24 protein-coding genes are annotated in these 23,885 nt (G+C 65.7%); 13 read left to right on the top strand and 11 right to left on the bottom strand.

The window, feature by feature from the left end; all coding sequences use genetic code 11:
• Positions 1 to 44: 44 nt before the first annotated feature.
• Positions 45 to 518, bottom strand: coding sequence for a GNAT family N-acetyltransferase (locus H3H45_RS03375; protein WP_182832327.1), 474 nt, complete (start codon positions 516 to 518; stop codon positions 45 to 47).
• A 146-nt stretch (positions 519 to 664) separates the two neighbouring features.
• A complete protein-coding gene (locus tag H3H45_RS03370) occupies positions 665 to 841 on the bottom strand; it encodes a DUF2986 domain-containing protein (RefSeq protein ID WP_182832326.1) in 177 nt (58 codons plus the stop codon).
• A 255-nt stretch (positions 842 to 1,096) separates the two neighbouring features.
• Here H3H45_RS03370 and H3H45_RS03365 point away from each other — a divergent pair, with 255 nt between their 5' ends.
• Both H3H45_RS03365 and H3H45_RS03360 read left to right on the top strand, forming a co-directional pair.
• A complete protein-coding gene (locus tag H3H45_RS03365) occupies positions 1,097 to 1,954 on the top strand; it encodes an HDOD domain-containing protein (protein ID WP_235983324.1) in 858 nt (285 codons plus the stop codon).
• A gap of 107 nt (positions 1,955 to 2,061) precedes the next feature.
• Positions 2,062 to 2,928 carry a type 1 glutamine amidotransferase domain-containing protein gene (locus H3H45_RS03360; protein ID WP_182832325.1) on the top strand — a complete coding sequence of 289 codons (867 nt, stop codon included), beginning with the start codon at positions 2,062 to 2,064 and terminating at the stop codon, positions 2,926 to 2,928.
• Between the two features lie 172 nt (positions 2,929 to 3,100).
• Here H3H45_RS03360 and H3H45_RS03355 read toward each other — a convergent pair whose 3' ends face one another.
• The 3 genes from H3H45_RS03355 to yccS form a co-directional block, all read right to left on the bottom strand.
• A complete protein-coding gene (locus tag H3H45_RS03355; RefSeq protein ID WP_182832324.1) occupies positions 3,101 to 4,897 on the bottom strand; it encodes a sensor domain-containing diguanylate cyclase in 1,797 nt (598 codons plus the stop codon).
• Positions 4,898 to 5,095: 198 nt separating this feature from the next.
• A complete protein-coding gene (locus H3H45_RS03350) occupies positions 5,096 to 6,280 on the bottom strand; it encodes a BaiN/RdsA family NAD(P)/FAD-dependent oxidoreductase (protein WP_182832323.1) in 1,185 nt (394 codons plus the stop codon).
• A gap of 389 nt (positions 6,281 to 6,669) precedes the next feature.
• Positions 6,670 to 8,862, bottom strand: a complete 2,193-nt coding sequence (gene yccS, locus H3H45_RS03345; protein WP_182832322.1) for a YccS family putative transporter — start codon at positions 8,860 to 8,862, stop codon at positions 6,670 to 6,672.
• A gap of 247 nt (positions 8,863 to 9,109) precedes the next feature.
• Between yccS and H3H45_RS03340 the strand changes: the two genes are divergently transcribed.
• Positions 9,110 to 9,847 (top strand): substrate-binding periplasmic protein, encoded by a 738-nt coding sequence (locus H3H45_RS03340; RefSeq protein WP_182832321.1) that lies wholly within the window; start codon positions 9,110 to 9,112, stop codon positions 9,845 to 9,847.
• Positions 9,848 to 9,870: 23 nt separating this feature from the next.
• On the opposite strand, the gene dbpA is transcribed toward H3H45_RS03340, so the two are convergent.
• Complete coding sequence (gene dbpA, locus H3H45_RS03335; RefSeq protein ID WP_182832320.1) at positions 9,871 to 11,247, bottom strand: ATP-dependent RNA helicase DbpA; 1,377 nt, start codon at positions 11,245 to 11,247, stop codon at positions 9,871 to 9,873.
• Between the two features lie 118 nt (positions 11,248 to 11,365).
• Here dbpA and torT point away from each other — a divergent pair, with 118 nt between their 5' ends.
• A complete protein-coding gene (gene torT, locus H3H45_RS03330; RefSeq protein WP_182832319.1) occupies positions 11,366 to 12,394 on the top strand; it encodes a TMAO reductase system periplasmic protein TorT in 1,029 nt (342 codons plus the stop codon).
• Between the two features lie 21 nt (positions 12,395 to 12,415).
• Here torT and H3H45_RS03325 read toward each other — a convergent pair whose 3' ends face one another.
• The gene (locus H3H45_RS03325; RefSeq protein WP_182832318.1) at positions 12,416 to 13,303 is read right to left on the bottom strand and encodes an acyltransferase; all 888 of its coding nucleotides are present in this window, start codon (positions 13,301 to 13,303) and stop codon (positions 12,416 to 12,418) included.
• Between the two features lie 171 nt (positions 13,304 to 13,474).
• Here H3H45_RS03325 and H3H45_RS03320 point away from each other — a divergent pair, with 171 nt between their 5' ends.
• The 9 genes from H3H45_RS03320 (at position 13,475) to H3H45_RS03285 (ending at position 20,284) form a co-directional block, all read left to right on the top strand.
• A complete protein-coding gene (locus H3H45_RS03320) occupies positions 13,475 to 14,719 on the top strand; it encodes an HD-GYP domain-containing protein (protein ID WP_182832317.1) in 1,245 nt (414 codons plus the stop codon).
• 75 nt (positions 14,720 to 14,794) lie between these two features.
• Positions 14,795 to 15,475, top strand: coding sequence for a two-component system response regulator CreB (creB, locus tag H3H45_RS03315; protein ID WP_182832316.1), 681 nt, complete (start codon positions 14,795 to 14,797; stop codon positions 15,473 to 15,475).
• A complete protein-coding gene (gene creC, locus H3H45_RS03310; protein ID WP_182832315.1) occupies positions 15,475 to 16,899 on the top strand; it encodes a two-component system sensor histidine kinase CreC in 1,425 nt (474 codons plus the stop codon). Before creB ends, creC begins: the two co-directional genes overlap by 1 nt.
• A 139-nt stretch (positions 16,900 to 17,038) precedes the next feature.
• Positions 17,039 to 17,473, top strand: a complete 435-nt coding sequence (locus H3H45_RS03305; RefSeq protein ID WP_182832314.1) for a CBS domain-containing protein — start codon at positions 17,039 to 17,041, stop codon at positions 17,471 to 17,473.
• Between the two features lie 206 nt (positions 17,474 to 17,679).
• Positions 17,680 to 19,029, top strand: a complete 1,350-nt coding sequence (gene creD, locus H3H45_RS03300) for a cell envelope integrity protein CreD (protein ID WP_182832313.1) — start codon at positions 17,680 to 17,682, stop codon at positions 19,027 to 19,029.
• Between the two features lie 43 nt (positions 19,030 to 19,072).
• On the top strand, positions 19,073 to 19,375 hold the full coding sequence (locus tag H3H45_RS03295; protein WP_220494115.1) for a hypothetical protein: 303 nt from the start codon (positions 19,073 to 19,075) through the stop codon (positions 19,373 to 19,375).
• Positions 19,372 to 19,503, top strand: a complete 132-nt coding sequence (locus tag H3H45_RS20260; RefSeq protein ID WP_268939301.1) for a hypothetical protein — start codon at positions 19,372 to 19,374, stop codon at positions 19,501 to 19,503. Before H3H45_RS03295 ends, H3H45_RS20260 begins: the two co-directional genes overlap by 4 nt.
• Complete coding sequence (locus tag H3H45_RS03290; RefSeq protein WP_182832312.1) at positions 19,494 to 19,763, top strand: hypothetical protein; 270 nt, start codon at positions 19,494 to 19,496, stop codon at positions 19,761 to 19,763. The genes H3H45_RS20260 and H3H45_RS03290 overlap by 10 nt, the downstream gene beginning before the upstream one ends.
• Positions 19,764 to 19,771: 8 nt before the next feature.
• A complete protein-coding gene (locus H3H45_RS03285) occupies positions 19,772 to 20,284 on the top strand; it encodes a hypothetical protein (RefSeq protein WP_182832311.1) in 513 nt (170 codons plus the stop codon).
• Here the strand turns inward: H3H45_RS03285 and H3H45_RS03280 are convergent.
• The 4 genes from H3H45_RS03280 to H3H45_RS03265 all read right to left on the bottom strand — a co-directional run bounded on the left by H3H45_RS03280 (position 20,281) and on the right by H3H45_RS03265 (position 23,872).
• Complete coding sequence (locus tag H3H45_RS03280) at positions 20,281 to 20,904, bottom strand: glutathione S-transferase family protein (RefSeq protein WP_182832310.1); 624 nt, start codon at positions 20,902 to 20,904, stop codon at positions 20,281 to 20,283. The genes H3H45_RS03285 and H3H45_RS03280 overlap by 4 nt on opposite strands.
• A gap of 140 nt (positions 20,905 to 21,044) precedes the next feature.
• A complete protein-coding gene (locus H3H45_RS03275) occupies positions 21,045 to 22,517 on the bottom strand; it encodes a flavin-containing monooxygenase (RefSeq protein ID WP_182832309.1) in 1,473 nt (490 codons plus the stop codon).
• A gap of 66 nt (positions 22,518 to 22,583) precedes the next feature.
• Positions 22,584 to 22,748, bottom strand: a complete 165-nt coding sequence (locus tag H3H45_RS03270) for a hypothetical protein (protein WP_182832308.1) — start codon at positions 22,746 to 22,748, stop codon at positions 22,584 to 22,586.
• On the bottom strand, positions 22,745 to 23,872 hold the full coding sequence (locus tag H3H45_RS03265; protein WP_182832307.1) for a PepSY-associated TM helix domain-containing protein: 1,128 nt from the start codon (positions 23,870 to 23,872) through the stop codon (positions 22,745 to 22,747). Before H3H45_RS03265 ends, H3H45_RS03270 begins: the two co-directional genes overlap by 4 nt.
• Positions 23,873 to 23,885: the final 13 nt, after the last annotated feature.

The following is a 23,885-nucleotide window of genomic DNA, read 5'->3' as shown; positions in this document are numbered from 1 at the left end:
TGGTGAAGGCCGGCAGTCTGCGGCGCCAGGATGGAGGTGCTGGGTCAGGTCTGTGGAGATTGTGTGGAGTTGCGGCGCATGCCGATATGCGGAATACCGTCTTCCAGATAGACCTCGCCGACTGGCGCGAAGCCATAACGGCCGTAGTAGCCCTGCAAGTGCGCCTGGGCTGACAGATAAATCGACAGGCCCGGCCAGCGTTCGGCGCAGGCCAGCAGTGCGCGCTCCATCAGCACATGGCCAAGGCCCGTACCGCGCGCCTGCGGCGCGATCACAACGCGGCCGATCACCACGTCACCGTCCTGTGTCGTTGGGGCGAGCAGGCGCAGATAGGCCACCAGCGTATCGTCGTGCCAGGCCAGCAGGTGACAGGTAGCGCCGAGCAGGTCCTGCCCGTCCACATCCAGATAAGGGCAGTTCTGCTCAACCACGAACACCTGCGCGCGCAAGGCGAGCAGGGCGTAAAGCTCGTGGGTGGAGAGGTCGGTGTGATGGCGGATGATCCAGGTGATGGGCATGGTGGGCTCGACAGTGAGAAGGGTGGCGCGTGTTGCGGGGGCGCGACTGAGTGCGTGGTTCGGCGAACGAACTCAGCGCTTTCGGCAATTTTTCTGTGCGCCGCACAGCGGGCCGCAGGCGCCGTTAAATAGCGCTATCTGAATCTTCACGGGGCAGGGGTGAGCTCCTCAGGGGAAAGGCTCAAGTCTTGGCTGGGCTCGGCGGCTAGCTTCAAGCGGTCGGCTTTGCTGATGTACGTGGACTTTTTTTTAGGGGCCAATTTGGCACTGGCTTTTTTAGCGTGAGCCTTCAAAAGCTGATTTATTTTTTTGCGTCGATTCATGGGTTTCACTCGGTGGGTAAGTTATGGACTCTGCCCTGTCCAAATCGGATAGCTGTTCGGCCTAAAACCTGCCCCAGTAAATGCTATGGATTCGGGCGAAAAGCCTGCCGGGCGATCGGCCCCAGGCTTCGCCGCGCAAAGCTGCGCCGAAATTACTGACTCCCCCCCGACCTGTCCACCGCGTAACGCTGTGCCTTTGTCTCATCACCCGCCTAGCGCCACCTACACTGCAACGGAAGTGCGCGGAGGTGTGTGTTGGTCAACGAAACGTCCGATTATTCGATCTACCGGCGGGTGGTGTCGCAGTTGATGCAGGGCCAGGAGCAGTTGCCCAGCCTGCCGACCATTACCCTGGATATCCGCCGGGCCCTGAGTGACGAGCGGATGACGGTGCCGGCGCTGGTGCGCCTGGTCAGCCGTGATCCGGCGTTGAGCGCGATTCTGATGAAACATGCCTCCTGCGCGCTGTATCGGCATGCGCTGGTGCCCAAGACGCTGCATGAGGTGATCACTCTGCTGGGCATGGCCGAGGTCGATCGCATCACCATGGTGCACAGCATTCGCAGCCTGTTCACCCTGCACAGCGCGGCGCACAAGCGGCTGTTCGTCGAGGTGTGGGAGCGCCTGGTGCTCAAGGCCAGCACCAGCGCCATGCTCGCCCGCCTGCTCGGCCATGTGGCGCCGGAGCATGCCTTGCTGGCCAGCCTGCTCAGCGAGGTGGGCACCCTGGCGGTGCTGTCGGCGTTCAAGGATGAGGCGCAGATCCCTTCCGGCGAGCTGTATTACAAGCTGTGCCGCGAATACAGCAAGTCGCTCGGAGTGATCGTGCTGAAGAAGTGGGCAGTGGACGACGAGTACATCGGCGTGATCCGCAACGCCGGCAGCTGGGGCCTGAGTGAAAGCCGCGAGTTGGGGCTGATCGATCTGGTCAACCTGGCGCTGTTCCATGCGATCAAGGAGCAGAACCCGCAAGCTGATCTGCCGATGCTGGTGGAGCTGGCGGCCTACCAGAAGCTGTTGCCGCCGCTGAACTTCGTCAGCGCCAATGGCGAGCTGGAACTGGTGCTCAACCACCAGGCGGATATCTACGCGATTGCTGCGACCCTGCGCTGAGCGCCCGGATTGGCAGCCCTGGCCGTGGCCGCTGGCACGCTAGGCCACGGTGCGGCGTTGGGTGAGCTGTTATGGTCGAGCCTTTCCCGCCTACCGAGAGACCGCGCATGCCCGCACCTTGTGTCGTCATTCCCCTGCCGTGCCGTGACTACGACCCCAGTGAAGCTGCCCTGAGCTGGCGCCTGCTGCGCCAGGCCGGCTACCGGGTGTGTTTTGCTACCCCGGACGGTCTGCCGGCACAGCCGGACCCGCAGATGATGAGCGGTGAAGGGCTAGATCCCTGGGGGCGGATTGCCGGTCTGCGCCGCTTCAAGTTGCTCGGCCTGCTGCTGCGCGCCCGTGGCGATGCCCGCGAGGCCTGCGCCGCGATGTTGGCCGATCCTGATTACCGTCAGCCGCTGCGCCATGAACGTCTGCGTGTCGAGGACTTCGCCGGGGTGGTGGTGCCGGGTGGGCACTGGGCGCGCGGCATGCGCGAATACCTGGAAAGCGCGCCGCTGCAAGCCTTCATCGCCGCCTGGATGGCCGCCGACAAGCCGTTGGCCGCGGTCTGCCACGGTGTCTTGCTGGTGGCGCGCAGCCGCGCGGCGGATGGTCGCTCGGTGCTGCACGGGCGCAAGACCACGGGGCTGACCTGGCAGATGGAGAAGACCGCCTGGAACCTGACGCGCTTCTATGGGCGCTGGTGGGATCGCGACTATTACCGCACCTATCGCGAGGCGCCGGGTGAGGCGGCCGGGCATATGAGCGTGCAGGGCGAGGTCGGGCGTCTGCTGGCCAGACCGGCGGACTTTCTCGATGTGCCCAAGGACGCCGCCGACTACTGGCGCAAGACCAGCGGCCTGCACCGCGACAGCGTCAGTGACAGTCGGCCGGCCTGGGTGGTGCGGGACGGTAATTACGTGTCGGCGCGCTGGCCGGGGGATGTGCACAGCTGGACGCGGAGCTTTATCGAGTTACTGCCAAAGGTCTGAGCAATACGGCCTCTTGAGGATAAGGCGTCGGCGGGGCGCAGCCCTCTCCCCCGGCCCCTCTCCCGTGAACGGGCGAGGGGTGACTAACTCTTAGCTCTGGGGACTGATGGCGCCATCGCGCAGCTTGTAGCGGGCGATCATGGGCAGACGCTTGGCCGCGTCCCCGCATCCTTCAGGCCGGAGTGACCTCATGCAACTGCACGCGGTTGCGGCCGCTGGCCTTGGCGGCATACATGGCGGCGTCGGCGCGGCGGATCAGCAGGGTGCCGCTGTCCTCGCCGCGACTCAGGGCGATGCCGATACTGGCGCCGACTTGCACGGTCAGTTGGTCCAGTTCGATGGGCAAGCTGATCTGTTCGAGAACCCGCTGCGCCACCTGCTCCGCGTGCTCGGGCGAGTTGATGGTTTCGCACACCAGAACGAACTCATCGCCACCCAGGCGCGCCGGCAGGTCGGTTTCGCGGGCGCAGTGCTGCAGGCGCCGGGCGATGGCGGCCAGGACCTGATCGCCGAGGGCGTGGCCGTGCTGGTCGTTGATCGGCTTGAAACCGTCCAGGTCGATCAGCATCACGGCCAGCAACTCCTGGCGCCGCTGTGAACGGCGGATGGCCAGCTCCAGCTGGGTCTGCAACGCAGTACGGTTGGCCAGGCCGGTGAGCGGATCTTTCATGGCCAGGCCGCGCAGGCGCTGGTTGGCTTCTTCCAGGGCTTCGGTGCGCTCGGCCACGCGCTGCTCCAGCTGGCGCTCCTGCTGCTGCAGGGCCTGTTCCTTCTGCCGCTTGAGCTCGTTGAAGCGCGCGGCGAGGGCGAATGACAGCAGGATCATCTCCAGCGACGAGCCGATCTGCATGGCGTGGATGGTGAAGAAGTTCGACGGGATCAGGGCGAAGTTGCGCAGCGCCAGCAGGACCGCGCCGCCGAGCAGCATGCTCCAGGCCAGGGCGAAGATGCCGGCGCTCGGCACACGATTCTTCAGGCAGACGAAGGCGGTGCCGAGCAGGGTCAGGCACATGGCGATCCCGGAAATCGACATGATCTGCAGGGCCAGCTGCACCGGCAGCAGCAGGGTGCCCAGGGCGCAGCAGGCTACGATGACGAAGGCCAGGCGCAACCAACGGTCGCCACGCGGCAGCCATTTCGGCGTATCGAGGAAGCTGCGGGCGAAGAGGATGCCGATGGCCGCGGCGCCATTGATGCCAAAGGGCAGGGCGCGGTTGGTCCACCAGCCGGCTTGCGGCCAGAGGAACTGCGCGCCGAGGCCGTTGAGGCCGAGGATGCCGATGGCGAATACGCTGACGAACAGCACGTAGTAGAGGAACGGGCGCTCGCGCAGGGCGAGGAACAGCAGCAGGTTGTAGCAGCCGAGGGCGATCAGGGTGCCGCCGTAGAGGGCCTGCACCACATAGCCTTGGAGGCTGTGCTGCTCGTGGGCCTGCCGCGAGTAGAGGCTGGCGCCGAGCGTCATGCTGCCCTCGGAGCTGGCGCGCAGGTAGAGGGTGCGGCGCTCGCCGGGTTGCAGGTGCAGGTCGAACACCGGGTTGCGGTTGCCGACGCTGCGCTCCGCGAAGGGCAGCATGTCGCCGGCCTGGCTGTGGCGCACGCCGTCTGCGCCGACATCGTAGAGGTCGAGCCGATCCAGCGAGGGATAGTCGATTTCCAGGCGCCAGTCGCGCGCCTGGCTGGCCGCGGACTCGACCTGCAGACGCAGCCAGATGGCACCCTGGACATAGCCGAAGCTCAGGTCGCGGCGCCCTGCGCTGCTGTGGAAACGTTCGGGGCTGGCGAGCAGCGCTTGCAGTTGCAGCTCGCCGGTCGGGTCGGCGAGGTAGTCGACCTGGCCGAGCAGGGCCACGGACGGGCGGGCATCGTGCAACACCAGGGTGGCCCGCGCAGGCAGCGTCAGCAGGCTCAGCAGCAGGGCGAGCAGCATCAGCAGGGGTAGTGAAGGATGGTGACGGGCGCCAGGCATCGGGACACTCGGGTGATCTGCGCCGCGTGGCGCCATCCACCAATACTGGCAGAGTGCCAATAAGGCTGCCCAGCCTTACCCGCTATTTTTCAGGGTTTCTGGCGGCCGGGGCTTTCTGCTGCGGGCTTTCCCTTAGGGGGCGCCCTGCACACAAGGGGCAATCGGCGGGCTTGCGGCGCACCCTAAGTGGACAGGTTGTTAGACGAACTGCGCCGCCGCATGGGCCGAGGCCCAGGCCCACTGGAAATTGAAGCCGCCCAGGTGGCCGGTGACGTCGAGCACCTCGCCGATGAAATACAGCCCCGGTGATTTCAGCGACTCCATGGTCTTCGACGACACCTCGCGGGTGTCCACGCCGCCGAGGGTGACTTCGGCGGTGCGGTAGCCCTCGGTGCCGGCCGGGACCAGCGTCCACTCGGCCAGGCGCGTGGCCACGGTATTCAGCTCGGCCGGGGTGTACTGCTTGAGCGGCTTGGAGACGAACCACTGCTCGGCCAGCAGGTTGGCCATCTTCTTGGTGAACAGCTCGCCGAGCAGGGTCTTCAGCTCGCTATTCGGCCGTTCGCGCTGCTGCTCGGCCAGCCACTCGGGCAGGTCGAGGTGCGGCAGCAGGTTGATCTGCACGCTGTCGCCGGGCTGCCAGTAGGAGGAGATCTGCAGGATCGCCGGGCCACTAAGGCCGCGGTGGGTGAACAGGATGTTCTCCTTGAAGCTCTGCCCGTTGCAGCTCACCAGGCAGTCTTCCACCGAGGTGCCGGACAGCTCGGTGCACAGCTCTTTCAGCTGCGGCTCGGTGATGGTGAACGGCACCAGGCCGGCGCGGGTCGGTAGCAGCTCATGGCCGAACTGCCGCGCCACCTGATAGCCGAAGCCGGTGGCGCCGAGGGTGGGGATCGACAGGCCGCCGGTGGCGATCACCAGGGATTCGCAGTCGAAGCTGCCGCCGCTGGTGAGCAGACGGTAGCCGGTCTCCAGCTTGTCGATCTTCTCGATCTGGGTGTCCAGGCGCAGGTCGACGCCGGCCGCGTCGCATTCGGCCAGCAGCAGGTTGAGGATGTCGCTGGCCTTGTTGTCGCAGAACAGCTGGCCGAGTTTCTTCTCGTGGTAGGGCACGCCGTGCTTGGCCACCAGCTCGATGAAGTCCCACTGGGTGTAGCGCGCCAGTGCCGACTTGCAGAAGTGCGGGTTGCCGGAGAGGAAGTTGCCCGGCTCGCTGTACATATTGGTGAAGTTGCAGCGCCCGCCGCCGGACATGAGGATCTTCTTGCCCGCCTTGTTGGCGTGGTCGAGCAGCAGTACCTGGCGCCCGCGCGCGCCGGCTTGCGCCGCGCACATCAGGCCGGCGGCGCCAGCGCCAATGATGATGACCGGGAAGAAGGACACGGCTGGAACCTCGGATAAGTCGCAAAGGCGCGCATTCTAGCGGAAAGCGGCGGCGGGCTTGTGGGCGGTCGTCGGTCAGTGAAGTGTTGGTGCCCACGCTCCAGCGTGGGCACCCAGCCCAGGACGCTCCGCGTCCCGTAGACGCGGAGCGCCTGTGGCGGCATTCCCACGCGGAGCGTGGGAATGATCAAAGGGTGTAGGTGCGTAGCCCGGATGCAATCCGGGAATGCAGGCAGCTCCGGATTGCATCCGGGCTACAGACCCTCTCCCCAACCCTCTCCCATAAATGGGAGAGGGAGCAGAAGCGGCTCCGTGCATCAGCCAGTTTGCGGCGCTGTGGGTTAGTCACCCCTCGCCCGTTTACGGGAGAGGGGCCGGGGGAGAGGGTGCTATGCCGCCTTGCCCACCACCGCCTCCGGCTGCTGCTTCTGCAGGTGCGCGACCAGGGTGCGCAGCGGTGCCAGCTGGCGGCAGATCAGGCCGAGTTGCACCTGCACCAGGCGGTGACCTTCGTCGATTTCTTCCGGCAACTGTTCCAGCTCCTCGGCCAGGGCCTGGTCGGCTTCGCTGTAGACCGCCACCGGCTGGTTGTCGCGCAGGCTGCTGGCGATGCTCTCCAGCGTCGCGCTGATATGCGCCACGGCGCGGTCATGCAGGGCGTCGCTGGCATCGTCGGCCAGGCTCTCGCGGTGTGCGCCGAGGGCCGACAGGTAGCTGAGCAGGGTGTGCGACAGCACCAGGAAGCGGAAACCGGTCTCGGCGTCCTTCCTGAAATGGCCGGGCTCCATGAGCATGTTGCTCAGGGTGGTCGACAGCGCCGCATCGGCGTTGTGTGCGTTGCGCCGGGCCAGGCGGTAGCTCAGGTCGTCGCGCTTGCCCGATTCATACTGCTGCATGATCTGCAGCAGGTAGCGGCTGTTGCTGCTCAGGGTGCTGGCCAGTACCTGGTTGAGCTTGCGCCCCTGCCAGTCGGGCAGGATGAAGAACACCGCCAGGCCGGCGATCACCGTGCCCAGCACGGTATCCACCAGGCGCGGCCAGATCACCGCATAGCCGTCGCTGACCTGGTTGAAGCAGAGCACCACCACCAGGGTCATGGCGCTGGTGGCCAGGGTGTAGCGGTCGACCCGGTTGGTGAAGAAGGCCACCCCGGCCACCACGGCGAACAGCGACTGCAGCAGCGGATCGGGGAACAGACTGATCAGCGCCCAGCCAGCGACCAGGCCGAGCAGGGTGCCGCTGACCCGCTGCACCAGGCGCAGGCGCGTGGCACCGTAGCTGGGCCGGCAGACGAACAGGGTGGTCAGCAGAATCCAGTAGCCCTGTTGCGGATGCACCCAGTGCAGCAGGCCATAGCCGGCGGCTAGAGCCACCGACAGGCGCAGGGCATGGCGGAATACCAGCGAGGTCGGCGAGATATGCTGGCGCAGGCGCTCGAAGGCGTCCTTGAGGCTTTGCGGCGAGCGGTCGAGCAGTGCGCTGTCCTGCTCGTCGGCCAGGGCATCCGGGTTGCTGGCGCTGGTCAGCTTGCGTTCCAGGGTTTCCAGGTTGCCGGCCAGGGCGGCCAGCGAGCGCAGCAGGCGGCGCCAGGCCGGGTTGTTCTGCTCGCGCAGGTAGGCCATGGAGGCGTTGAGGTCGGCCATGGCCTGGCTGTTGTCGTTGTAGTCGAACGGCTGGCGCATGCGGATGGCCGTGCCGAGAGCCTGGCAGGCCTTGCCCTGCTGACTGAGCAGGCGCCCGCAGCGGAACATCACGTCGCTGTGGAAGAAGGCCTCGGCCAGGGCGTTGTAGGGGTGGTGTGAGGAACTGGCGCGCTCGTGAATGTCCTGGGCGATGAAGTACAGCTTGAGGTAGCGGTTGGTCTTCTGCCCGCTGCGCTTGCGGCTCATGCGGTTGAGGATGATGTCCTTGGCCTGGTTCAGCGCGCTGACCACCTTGCCGTTCTGCTTGGCCACGGCCAGGCGCCGGGCTTCGATGTCGAGCTGGCGCTGTGGCTCGAACAGCGCGGCTTTCAGGCGCAGGAACGCGCCCAGCTCGATGAACACCCGCGCCAGTGCCTGCTGCACCGGCTGCTGGCTGAACAGCGCGCTCCAGATCACCCCGAGCAGGCCGTACCAGGCGGCGCCGGCGATCAGCAGCAACGGTTCCTGCCAGAAGCTGCCCATGCCGCCGCCCCGGTGTTCCAGGCCGATGGCCGTGTAGATCGCCAGGATCAGGGTGGCCGAGGCCACCGCCGCATAGCGTTCGCCGATGCCGCCTAGCAGGGTCATGGCGAATGCGGCCAGGGCCAGGCCGATGCCGAACAGCCAGGGGTAGGGGAACAGCAGCTGCACCGCCGTGGCGGTGGCGGCGAAGCAGACCAGGGTTACCAGCAGCGCCTGCAGGCGGCCGCGCCAGTGGTCGTCGCTCTCGGCCAGGGCGCTGGCGATGCAGCCGAGGAACAGCGGAATGACCAGGGCGATCTTGTCCAGGTACCAGCACAGGGCCATGGAGCCGGCCAGCGCGATGAACACGCGGATGCCGTAGGTGAATTTTTCGCGCGCCCACAGGCTGCGCAGGGTGAAGTCGAGCGATGAAGGCATGGGCGAACGGCTACCCGCCGGGTGATGAAATAAAAAATGGATACCGGGAAAAGACGGTTGCGAGTGCGCCTGAGGCACGCGGTTATCGACCGACTGATCAAAAATAGCAGGTCACGACGCTGGCTTCTGCAGGGGAGTGGCGAGTGGCAGACGCTTGAATGAAATTGTCACGTTTTGCCCGGGCCTGTTTGGCGAGAAAACTCAGTTGCTGACTACGCTTGAATGATTCTCTGCGCCAGGGGCGGGCATGAGCCGAGTTGGTGGTATTGCATTGTTGCTTGTGCTGCTCACAGGGATTCCCGCCAGCGCCGAACACCTGCGCCTGGCTGGTGACGCCTGGCCGCCGTTCACCGATCAGAAACTGGCCGACAATGGCCTGGCGGTGGACCTGGTCAGCACTGCACTGCGCCGCGCCGGCTATACCAGCGAGTATGTCGAAGTGCCTTGGGCGCGGGTGTTGCGCGGTCTCGAACAGGGCGACTACGACATCATCGTCGCCGCCTGGTACAGCGCCGACCGTACCCGTTTCGGCCTGTTTTCCGACCCCTATCTGGTCAACCGCATTCGTTTCCTCAAACGCAAGGGCGCATCGCCGCAGGCCTATACCAGCCTGGCCGAGCTGCGTCCGTACAGCATCGCGGTGGTGCGTGGATACAGCTATGCGCCGGCGTTCGATCAGGAACCGGGGCTGACCCGGGTGCCGGTACTGGAGTTCGGCATGGGCGCGCGGATGTTGGCCGCCGGGCGGGTACAGTTGACCCTGGAGGATGAACTGGTGGCGCAGTACCACCTCAATCGCGAGCTGAAGGAAGTGCAGAACGCCCTGGAGTTCCTGCCCGAACCGCTCAGCGAGAGTCCGCTGCATATCCTGGTGCGGCGTAGTCATCCGCAGCACCAGCAGATCGTCGAGGACTTCAATCGGGCCATCGAGCAGATGCGTGCGGATGGCACCTACCAGCGCATCTACCAGCGCCACGGTTTGTAGGGAGGGGGCTGAGCGCCCGCCTTCTAGAGTGTGCGCACGCGCAGCGAGCGGCCCTTGATCTTGCCTTCGCTGAGGCGCTTGAGCGCGAGTTTGGCCACATCGCGCTCGACGGCGACGAAGGCCTGGTAGTCGAACAGGGCGATCTTGCCGATCTTCGCCCCAGGCAGGCCGGCCTCGCCGGTGAGGGCGCCGAGGATGTCGCCGGGGCGCAGCTTCTCCTTGCGCCCGGCGCCGATGCACAGGGTCACCATCGGCGGTTGCAGTGGCTCGTTGCTCTGCACCTTGAGGCTGCTCAGCGGGTGCCAGTTCAGTGGGCTCTTCTGCAGGGTTTCGATGGCCTGGGCGCGATGGCCTTCGGCCGGGGCGACCAGGCTCATGGCCAGGCCCTTGGCCCCGGCGCGACCGGTACGGCCAACGCGGTGGATGTGGATTTCCGAATCCCGCGCCAGTTCGACGTTGATCACCATGTCCAGGGCATCAATATCCAGGCCACGGGCCGCCACGTCGGTGGCGACCAGTACCGACAGGCTGCGGTTGGCGAACATCGCCAGCACCTGATCACGGTCGCGCTGTTCCAGGTCGCCATTCAGCGCGGCGGCGGAAATGCCGTTGGCCGTCAGGTGCTCGACCAGCTCCTGGCACTGCTGCTTGGTGAAGCAGAAGGCCACGCAGGACTCCGGGCGGTAGCTGTGGAGCAGCTTGAGCACGGCATCCATACGCTGCTCGGGTGCGATCTCGTAGAAGCGCTGTTCGATCTGCGCATCGTCGTGCAGGGCCTCGACCTTGACCTGCTGCGGGTCGCGCATGAAGGTCGCGCTGAGCTGCTTGATGCCCGTCGGGTAGGTGGCGGAAAACAGCAGGGTCTGCCGCTTGGCCGGGGTCTGGTTGATGATCTCGGCGATGCTGTCGTAGAAGCCCATGTCGAGCATGCGGTCGGCTTCGTCGAGGACCAGGCAGTTGAGGCCGTCGAGCTTGAGGGTGCCCTTCTTCAGGTGTTCCTGAATACGCCCCGGGGTGCCGACGATAACGTGGGCACCGTGCTCCAGCGAGCCGATCTGCGGGCCGAACGGCACGCCACCGCAGAGGGTGAGGATCTTGATGTTGTCGGCGGCGCGGGCCAGGCGGCGCAGCTCCTTGGCCACCTGGTCGGCCAGTTCGCGGGTCGGGCACAGCACCAGCGCCTGGCAGCCGAAGAAGCGCGGGTTGAGCGGGCTGAGCAGGCCGATGCCGAAGGCCGCGGTCTTGCCGCTGCCGGTCTTGGCCTGGGCGATCAGGTCCATGCCCTTGAGGATCACCGGCAGGCTCTGCGCCTGGATCGGCGTCATCTCGGCATAACCGAGGGCGTCGAGGTTGGCCAGCATGGCGGCGGAAAGGGGCAAGGAGGAGAAAGCGCTGTTCACGGGAGGAGCCTGCAAGAAGGAATGAAGCGAAGTGTATCAGGCGAGGCTGCAGCTACCCTTGGGAAAATCCTGCTGCAGTGCCTAAGCTGCAGAACAAGTCATCGCCAAGGCATTATCGATGCATCTGCTCAAGGGTCTTTTGTTCTGCCTTTGCCTGACCAGCCTGCAGGCTCTGGCTGACTGGTATCCAGTGGCCGTGCAGGCCGTAGGGCAGCCGCTGAACTACCAGCCACTGGCCCGTGCGGCGCAGCCTTGGCGTATCTGCGCCCTGCTGCCGCATGGCAAGGATCGCTACTGGTGGGGCGTGGCCTGGGGACTGGATGGCGAGGCCTCGCGCCAGGGGGTGCGTCTGGGCATCTACGAAGCCGGCGGCTACGAGAACCCGCAGACGCAGATCGCGCAGCTGCAGGCCTGCCGTGCGCAGCAAGCCGATGCCTATGTGATCGCCGCAATCAACACCACGGATCTATGCCCGCAGATCGCCGAACTGCAGGCCCAGGGCAAACCGGTCATCGACCTGGTCAACCGTCTGGATTGCTCGGGCATCACTGCCCGCTCGCAGGTGAATTTCGCCGACATGACCCGCGAAGTAATGGCCTATATCGAGGGGCGCCGGGAAAGCGGGGCGTTCAGCCTCGGCTGGTTGCCAGGGCCGCAGGGCGCGGGCTGGGTGATGGACTCCGAAAGCGGGCTGCGACAGGCGCTGCTGGGACAGTCGGTGGCGCTCTATCACGGCGGCTATGGCCCGGTGGATCGGGCCAGTCAGGCGCAACTGGTGCGCCGTCTGCTTGATGCCCATGCCGATGTCGACTATCTGTTGGGCAATGCCGAAGCTGCCGGCTTTGCCGCGCAACTGGTGCGAACCTCAGGCAACCAATATCGCACGCAGGTGCTGGCGACCTATGCGACAGAGCGCATCATCGAGCAGATTCGCGATGGTTTCATTCTCGCAGCACCCACCGATTCACCGGTGCTGCAGGCGCGTATTGCCATCGACCTGGCCGTGCGTGCGCTTGAGGGGAAGCCTTATGAGCCACTTGTCAGCCCACTGATCGAAGTGCTCGATCAGCGCAGCTTGCAGCAGTTCGACATCAGCCGCCTCATGCCACCCGAGGGGCATTGGATGATCCGCCGCGAATTGCCATAGCCATAGCAAGTCGGTGCTGCCTTACAGCTGCCGCTTCAAGTCGGCGATCCGCACATCCTTTTCTTCCCACAGCCCGCTGACCCAACCCTGCACCAGTTGTCGGAATTCGGGATCACGCTCGTAGTCGCCGGCCCACAGCTGCGGGTCGAGTTCGCGGGGCTGGATGTCGACGATGATCGTCGGTATCTGCCCACTGAGCAGCGCCCAGAAGCCCGGAGCACGGTTGCCCGGATAAACCACCGTGACATCCAGCAAGGCATCCAGTTGCGGGCCGAGTGCGGCCAGGGTGAAAGCCACGCCCCCGGCCTTGGGTTTGAGCAGGTGCTGGTAGGGCGAGCCTTGCTGGGCCTGCTTGGCCGGGGTGCAGCGGGTGCCTTCGAGGTAGTTGACCACGGTTACCGGCAAGTCCTTGAAGCGCTCGCAGGCGGCTTTGGTGATCTCCAGATCCTTGCCCTGCATATGCGGATGCCTGGCCAGGTAGGCCTTGGAGTAGCGTTTCATGAAGGGGTAGTCGAGGGCCCAGAAGGCCAGGCCGAGGAACGGCACCCAGATCAGCTCCTGCTTGAGGAAGAACTTGAAGTAGGGCGTCTTGCGGTTGAAGGCCAGGACCAGCGCCGGGATGTCGACCCAGGACTGGTGGTTGCTCACCACCAGGTAGGAGCGGTCGCGGCGCAGCCCGGCACCGCCGCGGATGTCCCAGACGGTTGGGACGAGCCAGGCGAAGATCAGTTTGTCGATTTCCGCCCAGGTCTCGGCGACCCACATCACCCCACGCGAGAACAGCGCGCGCAGGCGCCGATTGGGGGCAGCCAGCTTGAGCACAGCGATCAGCAGCAGCGGGCCGATCAGGATCAGGGTATTGAGCAGAAGCAGCAGGATGATGCTGCCGGCGGTCAGCAGTCGACGCATGGCAAGTCCTTGTCGCCTTCGTGGAGGATGCATGATAACCGCTCGTCTGCCGGCTGCATCCGACTCGACTAAAGAGCTGTCGGTTGACTGATGTCAATGTGCCTCTGTGGCGTTCTATCGCATATGCTTGGTGGGTCGTTGCATTTCTCTTACCTGCCCCTGGTTTCTACCGTGCTCAAGCGCATTGCGGTTTCCGAGCTGTGTCTCGGTATGTATATCCACGAATTCTGCGGCTCATGGATGGACCACCCCTTCTGGAAAGGCCGCTTCCTGCTCGACAGCGAACGCGACCTGCTGCGCATCCATGCCAGCGAAGTCAGCGAGGTGTGGATCGACGTCGGCAAGGGCCTCGACCTGGCGCCTGGCCAGGTCAGCAAGACGGTCGAGGAAGTCGAGGTGGAAACCGAGGCGCGCCTGCTGGCTGCCGAGAGCAAGACGCCCCCGGCGCGGGTCAGCCTGGAGCAGGAGTTGGCACGGGCGCAGAAGCTCTGTGCGCGCTCCAAGGCGGCGGTGGTCGAGATGTTCAGCGATGTGCGCATGGGCCATGCCGTTGAGCTGGAGCACGCCGCCGAACTGGTGGAGGAAATTTCCGACTCGGTGCTGCGCCACCCCAATGCACTGATCAGCCTGGCGCGGCTGAAAACCTCCGACGAATACACCTACATGCACTCGGTGGCGGTGTGCGCGCTGATGATCGCCCTGGCCCGCCAGTTTGGCCTGGCTGAGGACCAGGTGCGTGAGGCGGGCATGGCCGGGCTGCTGCATGACATCGGCAAGATGGCGATCCCGGATGCGATCCTCAACAAACCGGGCAAACTCACCGACGCCGAATTCGGCACCATGCGCAGTCACCCCGAAGCGGGCAGCAAGATGCTGCGTGACCTGCAGCAGGTTAGCGCCCTGGCGCTGGATGTGTGCCTGCACCACCACGAGAAATTCGATGGCACCGGCTATCCGCACCGCCTGGTCGGCGAGCAGATCAGCCTGTTCGCGCGCATGGGCGCGGTGTGCGACGTGTATGACGCGATCACCTCAGACCGCCCCTACAAGCAGGGCTGGGATCCGGCCGAGTCGATCCGCAAGATGGCCGAATGGAAGGGCCATTTCGATGAGAAGGTGTTCCAGGCCTTCGTCAAATCGGTCGGTATCTACCCGGTCGGCGCGCTGGTGCGCCTGGAAAGCGGCCGCCTCGGCGTGGTTATGGAGCAGCATGAAAAGTCGCTGCTGACGCCACGGATCAAGGTGTTCTTCTCCACCCGCTCGAAGGTGCCGATTCCCCCGGAGATCATCGATCTGGCCAAGCTGGTTGGCCGCGACAAGATCGTCGGCCGTGAGTCAGCCGAGGATTGGGGCTTCAAGAATATCGAAGAACTCTGGTCTGGCCTGCCATCGCGCAAGGGCTCGTACTTCGACTGAATGCCGCGCCCGGATTGACGCCGCGCCTGGTGCTGCGGCACCGTGCCGACATCAGCCCCTGTTTGCACGGACGCCATGCCGCACATCCTGATTGTCGAAGACGAAGCCGCCATCGCCGACACCCTGGTCTATGCCCTGCAGGCCGAGGGTTTCACCACCACCTGGCTGCAACTGGCCGAGCCTGCTCTGGCGTTGCAGGAGCGAAGCCCGGCTGATCTGCTGATCCTCGATGTCGGCCTGCCGGATATCAGTGGCTTTGAGGCCTGCAAACGGCTGCGGCGCTTTTCCGACGTGCCGGTGATCTTCCTCACCGCCCGCGATGCCGAGATCGATCGCGTGGTGGGTCTGGAAATCGGTGCCGACGACTATGTGATCAAACCCTTCAGTCCGCGTGAAGTGGCGGCGCGGGTAAAGGCCATCCTCAAACGTATGGCACCTCGCATGACCGCCCCGGTCGAGCCTGCGAACAGCCCGTTCCAGCTGGATGCCGAACGGGTACAGATCCACTACCACGGCCAGTTGCTCGGCCTCACCCGCCACGAATTCCGCCTGCTGCAGACCCTGCTCGGCCAGCCGGAACGGGTGTTTTCCCGCGAGCAGCTGCTGGATGGCGTCGGCGTGGCCGCCGATGTCGGCTACGAGCGCAATGTCGACAGTCACATCAAGAGCCTGCGCGCCAAGCTGCGCCAGGTAGCTGCCGACGCCGAGCCGATCCAGACCCATCGTGGCCTGGGCTACAGCCTGAGGCTGGTGTAATGCCCTTAGGCGTACGGATCTTCCTGGTTTATTTCCTCTTCGTCGGCCTGGCCGGCTGGTTCGTGCTGAGCACGGTGATGGACGAGATCCGTCCCGGCGTGCGCCAGAGCACCGAGGAAACCCTGGTCGATACGGCCAACCTGCTGGCGGAAATCCTCCGTGACGAGGTCAAGGCCGGCAGCCTGGCGCAGAGTCGTCTGCCCGCGCTGCTCAAAGCCTACGGCCAGCGTCAGCCGCAGGCGCAGATCTGGGGTGTGCAGAAGAGCGCGGTCAATCACCGCATCTATGTCACCGATGCCCAGGGCATTGTCCTGCTCGACTCCAGCGGCGCGGCTCTGGGCCAGGACTACTCGCGCTGGAACGATGTCTACCTGACCCTGCAGGGCCAGTACGGCGCCCGCTCGACCCGCGAAGATCCGGCCGACGAGGACAGCTCGGTGATGTACGTGGCCGCACCGATCAAGGATGGTGAGCAGATCATCGGCGTGGTCTCGGTGGCCAAGCCGAACAAGTCGCTGCAACCCTATATCGAGCGTTCACAGCGCCGCTTGGGCTGGCTTGGCGCCGGGTTGATCGTGCTCGGTCTGCTGATTGGCGGGCTGCTGTCCTGGTGGCTCAGCGGCTCGCTACGCAAGCTGACCCGCTACGCCCAGGCGGTCAGCCAGGGCCAGCGCGCCGAGTTGCCGGCCCTGCGCGGTGGCGAGCTGACCCAGTTGGCGACGGCGGTGCAGAAGATGCGTACCGAGCTGGAGGGCAAGGACTATGTCGAGCGCTACGTGCACACCCTCACTCACGAACTGAAGAGCCCGCTGGCAGCCATCCGCGGTGCCGCCGAACTGCTCGAAGGCGAGATGCCGGCCGAGCAGCGTCAGCGCTTCGTGGCCAATATCGCCAGCGAGGGCGCGCGCCTGCAGCAACTGATCGAACGCCTGCTCAACCTGGCCCTGGTCGAACAGCGCCAGGGACTGGAGGAGCGCGTGCCGGTGCTGCTACGCGAGCTGGTCGAGGAGCTGCTGCTAAGCCAGGCGGCGCGTATCGAGGCGGCCGGGTTGCAGGTAGAAAATCATGTCGACGCCGGGTTGAGCGTCAGCGGTGAGCGCTTTCTGTTGCGCCAGGCCATCGCCAACCTGCTGGACAACGCCCTCGACTTTACCCCGCCCGGCGGCTTGCTGCGCTTCTCTGCCGAGGAGCAGGGCGACGCCATACTGCTCAGACTGTTCAATCAGGGCGAGGCCATTCCCGACTATGCCCTGCCACGCCTGAGTGAGCGCTTTTACTCGCTGCCGCGCCCCAGCAGTGGGCGCAAGAGCACAGGTCTGGGGCTCAACTTCGTGCAGGAAGTGGCCGGCCTGCATGGCGGTTCGTTACAGGTCGGCAATGTGCCCGGCGGTGTCCAGGCTGTGCTGCGGCTGGCCTTGAGTTAGCGCCGCTGATGCGCGCGGGCCCGCTTGTTGCATTTGTCCGTATGTCGAGAGTGATTTGGCCTGCGAGCTATGCCGATAGTCGTGAAACGCGCCGGTCTCTGCTAAAACAATGGGGTCATTGCCAGGGAGTAGAACAAGAGTGAGATCAGTCGCAGAAATTCTCAGAACCAAAGCCAATGCCCATATCTACAGCGTCGGCCCCGATGACACGGTGCTCGCGGCCGTGCAGCTGATGGCGGAAAAAGGCGTCGGCGCGCTGGTGGTCATGGCCGGTGGACGCCTGGTTGGCATCGTCAGTGAGCGTGACTATGCACGCAAGGTGGCCCTGTTGGAGCGTTCGGCATTCGGCGCCAAGGTTAGTGAAATCATGACCGCCGAGGTGATCACCGTCGGCCCGCGTCACACGACCCAGCAATGCATGCAACTGATGACCGATCGTCACCTGCGCCACCTGCCGGTGCTGGCCGAGGGCGAACTGATCGGCCTGTTGTCGATCGGTGACCTGGTCAAGCAGACCATCGCCGACCAGGCCAGCCTGATCCAGCAACTGGAGCAGTACATCCGCGGCGAGTAAGCCGGACCTGCTACCGGCGCCGGGTCTGCTCGTGTGGGGGCGGATTTATCCGCGATGTGCTCTAGCGCAAAGCATCGCGGCTGAAGCCGCTCCCACAGAGTCCCTTGCACCACACAAACTCCACGCGCTCTCCATAATCCGCGCATTCGCCGCCCACAACCCCGTCGCAGACTCTCCCCCACATTAACCCCCCGGAGAGTCTCACCATGAACCGAAGCCTTGCCATCAAGCTGGGGCTGATCGCCCTGCTGATCTTCCTGCTGATGATCCCGATCATCATGATCGACGGCATGATCGAGGAGCGTCAGGGGCTGCGCGACGAGGTGCTGCAGGATATCGCCCGTAGCTCCAGCTACAGCCAGCAAATCACCGGTCCGCTGCTGGTGCTGCCATACCGCAAGACCCTGCGCGAGTGGAAGACCCACGCCAAGACCGGCCAGCGCTACCTCGAGGAAAGCGAGGAGCGCGGACGCCTGTACTTCCTGCCCGAGCGTTTCGTCATGGGCGGCGATGTCACCACCGAGCTGCGTGCCCGCGGCATTTATGAGGCGCGCCTGTACCACAGCAACAACCGCATCAGCGGCCATTTCGAGCTGCCGGCGCAGTTCGGCATCAGCGAGGATTTCGCCGACTACCGCTTCGAGGCGCCGTTCCTCTCGGTCGGCATCAGCGATATTCGCGGCATCAAGAACGACCTCAAGCTGCAGCTCAATGGCCAGACCCTCGGCTTCCAGCCGGGCAGTGCCGACAGCCTGCTCGGGGCCGGCGTGCATGCCCCGTTGCCGGTGCTCGATCCGTCCGCGGCGCAGCGCCTGGAGTATTCGTTCGACCTGCAGCTGCAGGGTACCGGCCAGCTCGACGTGACCCCGGTCGGTCGCGAAAGCCAGGTCGAACTCAAGGCCGACTGGCCGCATCCGAGCTTCGTCGGCGAGTACCTGCCGAGCGAGCGCGAGATCCGCCAGGATGGTTTCAACGCGCGTTGGCAGACCAGCTTCTTCGCCACCAACCTGGAAGAGGCGTTGGCTGATTGCGTCGGCGGCGGCGAGTGCCGGGACTTCCAGGCCCGCCACTTCGGCGTCAGCTTCGTCGACCCTGTGGACCAGTACCTGAAGAGCGACCGGGCGATCAAGTATGCCCTGCTGTTCATCGCCCTGACCTTCGCCGGCTTCTTCCTCTTCGAAGTACTCAAGCGTCTGGCCGTGCACCCGGTGCAGTACGGCCTGGTCGGCCTGTCGCTGGCGTTCTTCTACCTGTTGCTGCTGTCGCTGGCCGAGCACATGGACTTCGCCCGTGCCTACGCCCTGGCTGCCTCGGCCTGCGTGCTGCTGATCGGCTTCTACGTTAGCCACGTGCTGCACAGCTGGCTGCGCGGTGCGGCGTTTACCGCCGGCCTGGCCGGGCTCTACGCGATGCTCTACGCCCTGCTCAACGCCGAGGATTACGCCCTGTTGATGGGCTCATTGCTGGTCTTCGGTCTGCTGGCTGCGGTGATGGTGCTGACCCGCAAACTGGACTGGTACGGCATTGGTAAAACCCCTTCCGTAACGCCCGCCTGATCACTGCGGGCGCGGCCCCCGGCCGCGCCCCGAGGAGTCTCTGATGATTCGCCTGATGATGCAGTTTTCCGCCTGTTTCGCCCTAGGCCTGGTAGTGGCTGGGCTGTTGCTGATCGGCCTGATGTTCGTCGGCCAGTTCAGCCTGATCGATGGTCTGATACTGACCGGCAAGCCGCTGGCCAGCGTCGGCCTGCTGCTGCCGGAGGCCTTCTGGAACGGCCTGACCGGTGTTCCGGATGCCGCCGCCAATAGCCATGTGCAGTCCTTCCTGCAGCTGTGCGTGGCGCTGGCCCAGGTCGCCCTGTTGCTGGCGTTGGGTTTCTTCCGCCTGTGGTACGTGCGATGAGCGGCCATGTCGGCTTGCGCGAGGATGCGCGCCACGGCCATCTGCTGGCGCGGCGCATCGCCCGCCTGTTCGCTGTGCAACGCGGGCTGGATAAACCGCAGCACAAGGAACTGCCGAAGTGTCGCTAAGCAGATTTCACGCGTGGGACTTCAGCGTAGGCCTGATGAGCGGCAGCACCCTGGCTTACCTGTTGGCGGTACTGCTTGGCCTGCTGCTGCCGTCCTGGCCGTTCAATGCTTTCTTCACGCCGTTGGCGCTGCTCAGCCTGGCGCTGCAATGGCCGTCCTGGGCGGTGGCCGATGTCGAGCGCGGCGCCTTCCAGCGCCGCGGTCTGCAGGTCGGCGGAGTGTTGGTGGTGGTGCTGTGGCTGGGTTATTTCCTGTGCTGAACACGCGATTGGCGAGAGCTGTCCGCTGGCTCGGCCGCCTGCTCTATCGCGGCCTGTTGCTGTACTGCTGGTTGCTGTTGGTGCTGTACCTGGGGTTCAAGGTCGCCGAACGGCAACATTCCATTGCGGCCTTGCCGGCAAGCATCGAACCGGCCGGGGTGCTGCTGATCGGTAGTGAGAGCGGGCTGCGCGAGGGTTGCGGGGTGGCGGTGTGGCGCATGTCGGCGGCCATGCGGCAGCGTCTGGCCAGCCATGGACTGGAGGCGTTGGCAGAGGCCCGTCAGGCCCGTGGGCATGCCGACGAGCCTTATTACCGCTATGCGCCCTGGCAGCCGACCCCGGTTCCGGAGTCGGCTTCTCAGGTGGCGCTGGGTTTGAGTTGCGCCGGCGCTGACGAAGCGCTGACGCAGCGGATCGGTCGCGCGCAGGGCAGCCCGGGCGCCTTCTATAGCCGTAAGGACGAAGGTCTGCTGCTGATGATCCCGGCCGAGGGGCTGATCGTGTTCGGCTACTTCGGTTAAGCCGGCGGCATGCTCGCCAGCATCGACGGACGCTGGCTGACCTCGGCGTACCAGGCGGCCAGCCCGGCATAGCGCTCGCGCCAGCCCAGCTCGGGTTGGCGCAGGTCGAGATAGCCGAGGGCGCAGGCCAGGCTGAGTGCGGCGATGTCGAAGTGGCTGCTCAGCTCGGCCAGGCAGTCCTGCTCGAAGTAGGCCAGGGCCCGTTCGATTTTCTCCTGTTGCCCGGCCAACCACTCGTCCCAACGCTTTTCCGGCGGCCGCAGGAAGGTCTCGTAGCGCATCAGCACCGCCGCATCGAGTATCGCATCGGCCAGCGAGGCCAGGGTCAGGCGCCGCCAGCGCGCACTGCCACTGGGCGGGATCAACGGCGCGCCGACATGCTGCTGGTCGAGGTAATCGAGGATCACTCGGCTGTCGTGCAGCACCGAGCCATCGGCCAGGCGCAGGGCGGGAATCTTGCCGGCCGGGTTGCTCTCGACGACCCCGGCGTCCGGGCTGATCGGCGTCAGCTGCGCTGCCTGCAGGGCCACACGGTCGCTCTGGCCGGTCTCGTGCAGCAGTACCAGCACCTTGCGCACGAAGGGCGAAGAGGGCGAATGGAACAGGGTCATGGTGCTCATCGGGGTTCCTTGGCAGGTGTAGCCCGGATGCAATCCGGGAGCGGGATTTCCCCGGATTGCATCCGGGCTACGGTGTGGGCGTAATGCTCGTTTATACATCAGGCAGCGCCGACTTTGCCTTGCCTGGCACTACGCAGAACTCAGGCCCGGCTTTCCAGAACAAATTCACTGGCGCGCCAGTGCCGGGTACGGCGCCAGTAGGCCAGGGTGCTGGCCGGCCACAGGGTAGTGTTGAGGCCGGCGGCGTCCAGGTACCAGCTGCGGCAGCCGCTGGCCCACACCGAGCCGGCCATGCGCTGGCGCACTTCGTGGGCGAAGGCCTGCTGCACCTCGCGGCGCACTTCGATGCTGCGCAGGTTGGCGCGGCGCAGGTGCTGGATGGCCTGGCGGATGAAATGGATCTGCGCCTCGATCATGAAGATCATCGAGCTGTGGCCCAGGCCGGTATTCGGCCCGGTGAGCATGAAGAAGTTGGGAAAGTCGGCGCAGGCGATGCCCAGGTAGGACTCGGCGCCCGCCTGCCAGGCCTGGCTCAGGAGCAGCCCGGCGCGGCCGCGGATATCCACGCCGCTGAGGTATTCGGTGGCGCGAAAGCCGGTGGCGAAGATCAGCGTATCGACCGGGTGGCGCCCGCCGTCGGCGCTGACGATGCAGTCCGCACCGACCCGAGTGATGGCGCTCTGCACCAGCTGCACGTTGGGCCGTTGCAGGGCCGGGTAGTAGTCGTTGGCGATCAGAATGCGCTTGCAGCCGATGCGGTAGTCCGGGGTCAGCGCGGCGCGTAGGGCCGGGTCGGCGACCTGGCGCTGCAGATGATGGCGGGCCATGGCTTCGGCCGGCTTGAGCAGCCAGTCGCTGCTGCGGGTAAAGCCGGGCGCGCGGGACTCGTTGATCCAGTAGATCAGCGCGCGGTAGGCCTTCTGCCAGGGCGCCAGCTGCAGCAGGCGCTGCTCCGTGGCGCTGAAGCGCCGGTCGGCCTTGGGTAGGATCCACGGCGGCGTGCGCTGGAACAGCAGCAGCTGCGCGGCCTGCTGGGCGATCTGCGGGACGAACTGGATGGCGCTGGCGCCGGTACCGATCACCGCCACGCGCTTGCCGCGCAGGTCGTGCTGATGATTCCACTGCGCCGAGTGGAACTGCACCCCGCGAAAGTCCGCCAGCCCCGGCAGCGGCGCAATGCTCGGCTCGCTGAGCGCGCCGACCGCGCTGATCAGCACCCGCGCGTGCAGCGTCTCGCCATCGGCCAGGTGCAGGCACCAGAGGCCGGCCGCCTGGTCATACTCGGCGGCAGCGAGCGCGGCATTGCAGCGGATGCGCGAGGCCAGGCCGTAGCGCGCCACGCAGTGCTGCAGGTAATCGAGGATTTCCGCCTGCCCGGAGTACTTCCGTGACCAGTGGGCGCGCGGCTCGAAGGAGAACGAATAGAGATGCGATTCGACATCGCAGGCCGCGCCCGGGTAGTGGTTGTCGCGCCAGGTGCCGCCGATGCCGGCGGCCCGTTCGAGGATCAGGTAATCGTCGATGCCGGCCTGTTGCAGGCGGATCGCCATGCCGATGCCGGAGAAGCCGGCGCCGATGATGGCAACGCCGAGAACGGGGGATTCGCTGACCATGAACTCACCTGCTGGGGCTGGTGCGCCCACTCTAGGCGATCATTCCGGGCCGCGCGAGTGCAGGCTTCAGGCGCGCCGTGGCAACAGCGGCCAGACGCCGAGCACGGCCGGCAGGCCCAGGCCGAGCCAGGCCAGGGCATCCCACCAGCCGTCGCCGAGCAGGGCGGCGAACAGCCCGGTGGCGCCCAGCAGGGCCAGCACGGCGGGAATGGCGAAGGTCGCTTGCCTCATGCCACGACCTCGTCGCGCAGGGCCGCGCGGGGGGCGCGGCGGCGCACCCACCAGAGGTACAGGCCACTGCCCAGCACGATGATGGTCAGGACATCCAGAACGGCCCAGAGGATCTGCATCGGCCGGCCGCCGTAGTCGCCGAAGTGCAGCGGCTGCGACATGGCCAGGGCGTCCATGTACCAAGGGCGCGTGCCGACGGCGGTGACGGCCAGGGTCTGCGCGTCGATCAGCACCGGGGTCCACAGATGCGCGGTGAGGTGCGTGCTGCCGACCATGAACACTGCGTAATGATGCTCACTGGAGAAGCGCGTGCCGGGGAAGGCGATGAAGTCGGCCTGCATGCCCGGTGCGGCCTGGCTGGCGATCTGCAGCAGGTCGCTGGCCGGGGCGCGCTGGGTCAGCGGCGGGGCGTCGCGGTAGGGCGCGACCATCGCCGCCAGGGTGTCATTGCGCCAGGCCTCGATCAGCAGATCGGCGGTGGCGCTGATCACCCCGGTGACGCCGACCACCAGGGCCCAGGTCAGGGTGACGATGCCGATCAGGTTGTGCAGGTCGAGCCAGCGCAGGCGCGTGGACTTGTCGCGGCGCACGGCGGCGAAGGGCAGGCGGCGCATGAACGGGGCGTAGAGCACCACGCCGGAAATGATCGCGACGACGAACAGGATGCCCATAAAGGCCAGCAGCAGCTTGCCCGGCAGGCCGGCGAACATATCCACGTGCAAACGCAGCATCAGCATCATGAACCCGCCGTTGGCCGCCGGCATGGCCACTGCCTCGCCGCTGCGCGCGTCGAGCATGAAGGTGTGCGAGGAGTTGGGTTCGGTGCCGGCGGTGGCGGCCATGATGGTGACCACGCCGTTGGGTTCGTCCGCCTCCCAGCCGAGGTATTGCACCACCTCATGGGGACGTGCCCGTTCGGCCGCCTCGACCAGTTGCTGCAGATCCAGGCGCGGGCTGTCGGCCGGCAGCTCGCGCAGTTGCGGCGCCTCGCCGAGCAGGTGTTCCAGCTCGTGGTGGAAGATCAGCGGCAGGCCGGTCAGCGCCAGCATCAGCAGGAACAGGGTGCAGACCAGGCTGCTCCAGGTGTGGATGACGGACCAGCGGCGGATCGTGCGTGCGTGCATGGGGTTCAGGTGC

It is taken from the genome of Aquipseudomonas guryensis, from assembly GCF_014164785.1.
GTDB lineage: Bacteria > Pseudomonadota > Gammaproteobacteria > Pseudomonadales > Pseudomonadaceae > Aquipseudomonas > Aquipseudomonas guryensis.
This window is presented reverse-complemented; position numbering and strand designations above follow the sequence as displayed.

Bases quoted from the DNA above. Each gene is read 5' to 3' on its own strand.
- H3H45_RS03295 (WP_220494115.1), top strand. From the start codon at position 19,073: ATGATTCGCCTGATGATGCAGTTTTCCGCCTGTTTCGCCCTAGGCCTG.
- H3H45_RS03280 (WP_182832310.1), bottom strand. From the start codon at position 20,904: ATGAGCACCATGACCCTGTTCCATTCGCCCTCTTCGCCCTTCGTGCGC.
- H3H45_RS03360 (WP_182832325.1), top strand. From the start codon at position 2,062: ATGCCCGCACCTTGTGTCGTCATTCCCCTGCCGTGCCGTGACTACGAC.
- torT (WP_182832319.1), top strand. From the start codon at position 11,366: ATGCATCTGCTCAAGGGTCTTTTGTTCTGCCTTTGCCTGACCAGCCTG.
- H3H45_RS03325 (WP_182832318.1), bottom strand. From the start codon at position 13,303: ATGCGTCGACTGCTGACCGCCGGCAGCATCATCCTGCTGCTTCTGCTC.
- H3H45_RS20260 (WP_268939301.1), top strand. From the start codon at position 19,372: ATGAGCGGCCATGTCGGCTTGCGCGAGGATGCGCGCCACGGCCATCTG.
- H3H45_RS03270 (WP_182832308.1), bottom strand. From the start codon at position 22,748: ATGAGGCAAGCGACCTTCGCCATTCCCGCCGTGCTGGCCCTGCTGGGC.
- H3H45_RS03275 (WP_182832309.1), bottom strand. From the start codon at position 22,517: ATGGTCAGCGAATCCCCCGTTCTCGGCGTTGCCATCATCGGCGCCGGC.
- H3H45_RS03355 (WP_182832324.1), bottom strand. From the start codon at position 4,897: ATGCCTGGCGCCCGTCACCATCCTTCACTACCCCTGCTGATGCTGCTC.
- H3H45_RS03265 (WP_182832307.1), bottom strand. From the start codon at position 23,872: ATGCACGCACGCACGATCCGCCGCTGGTCCGTCATCCACACCTGGAGC.
- H3H45_RS03340 (WP_182832321.1), top strand. From the start codon at position 9,110: ATGAGCCGAGTTGGTGGTATTGCATTGTTGCTTGTGCTGCTCACAGGG.
- creB (WP_182832316.1), top strand. From the start codon at position 14,795: ATGCCGCACATCCTGATTGTCGAAGACGAAGCCGCCATCGCCGACACC.
- creC (WP_182832315.1), top strand. From the start codon at position 15,475: ATGCCCTTAGGCGTACGGATCTTCCTGGTTTATTTCCTCTTCGTCGGC.
- H3H45_RS03375 (WP_182832327.1), bottom strand. From the start codon at position 518: ATGCCCATCACCTGGATCATCCGCCATCACACCGACCTCTCCACCCAC.
- creD (WP_182832313.1), top strand. From the start codon at position 17,680: ATGAACCGAAGCCTTGCCATCAAGCTGGGGCTGATCGCCCTGCTGATC.
- H3H45_RS03370 (WP_182832326.1), bottom strand. From the start codon at position 841: ATGAATCGACGCAAAAAAATAAATCAGCTTTTGAAGGCTCACGCTAAA.
- yccS (WP_182832322.1), bottom strand. From the start codon at position 8,862: ATGCCTTCATCGCTCGACTTCACCCTGCGCAGCCTGTGGGCGCGCGAA.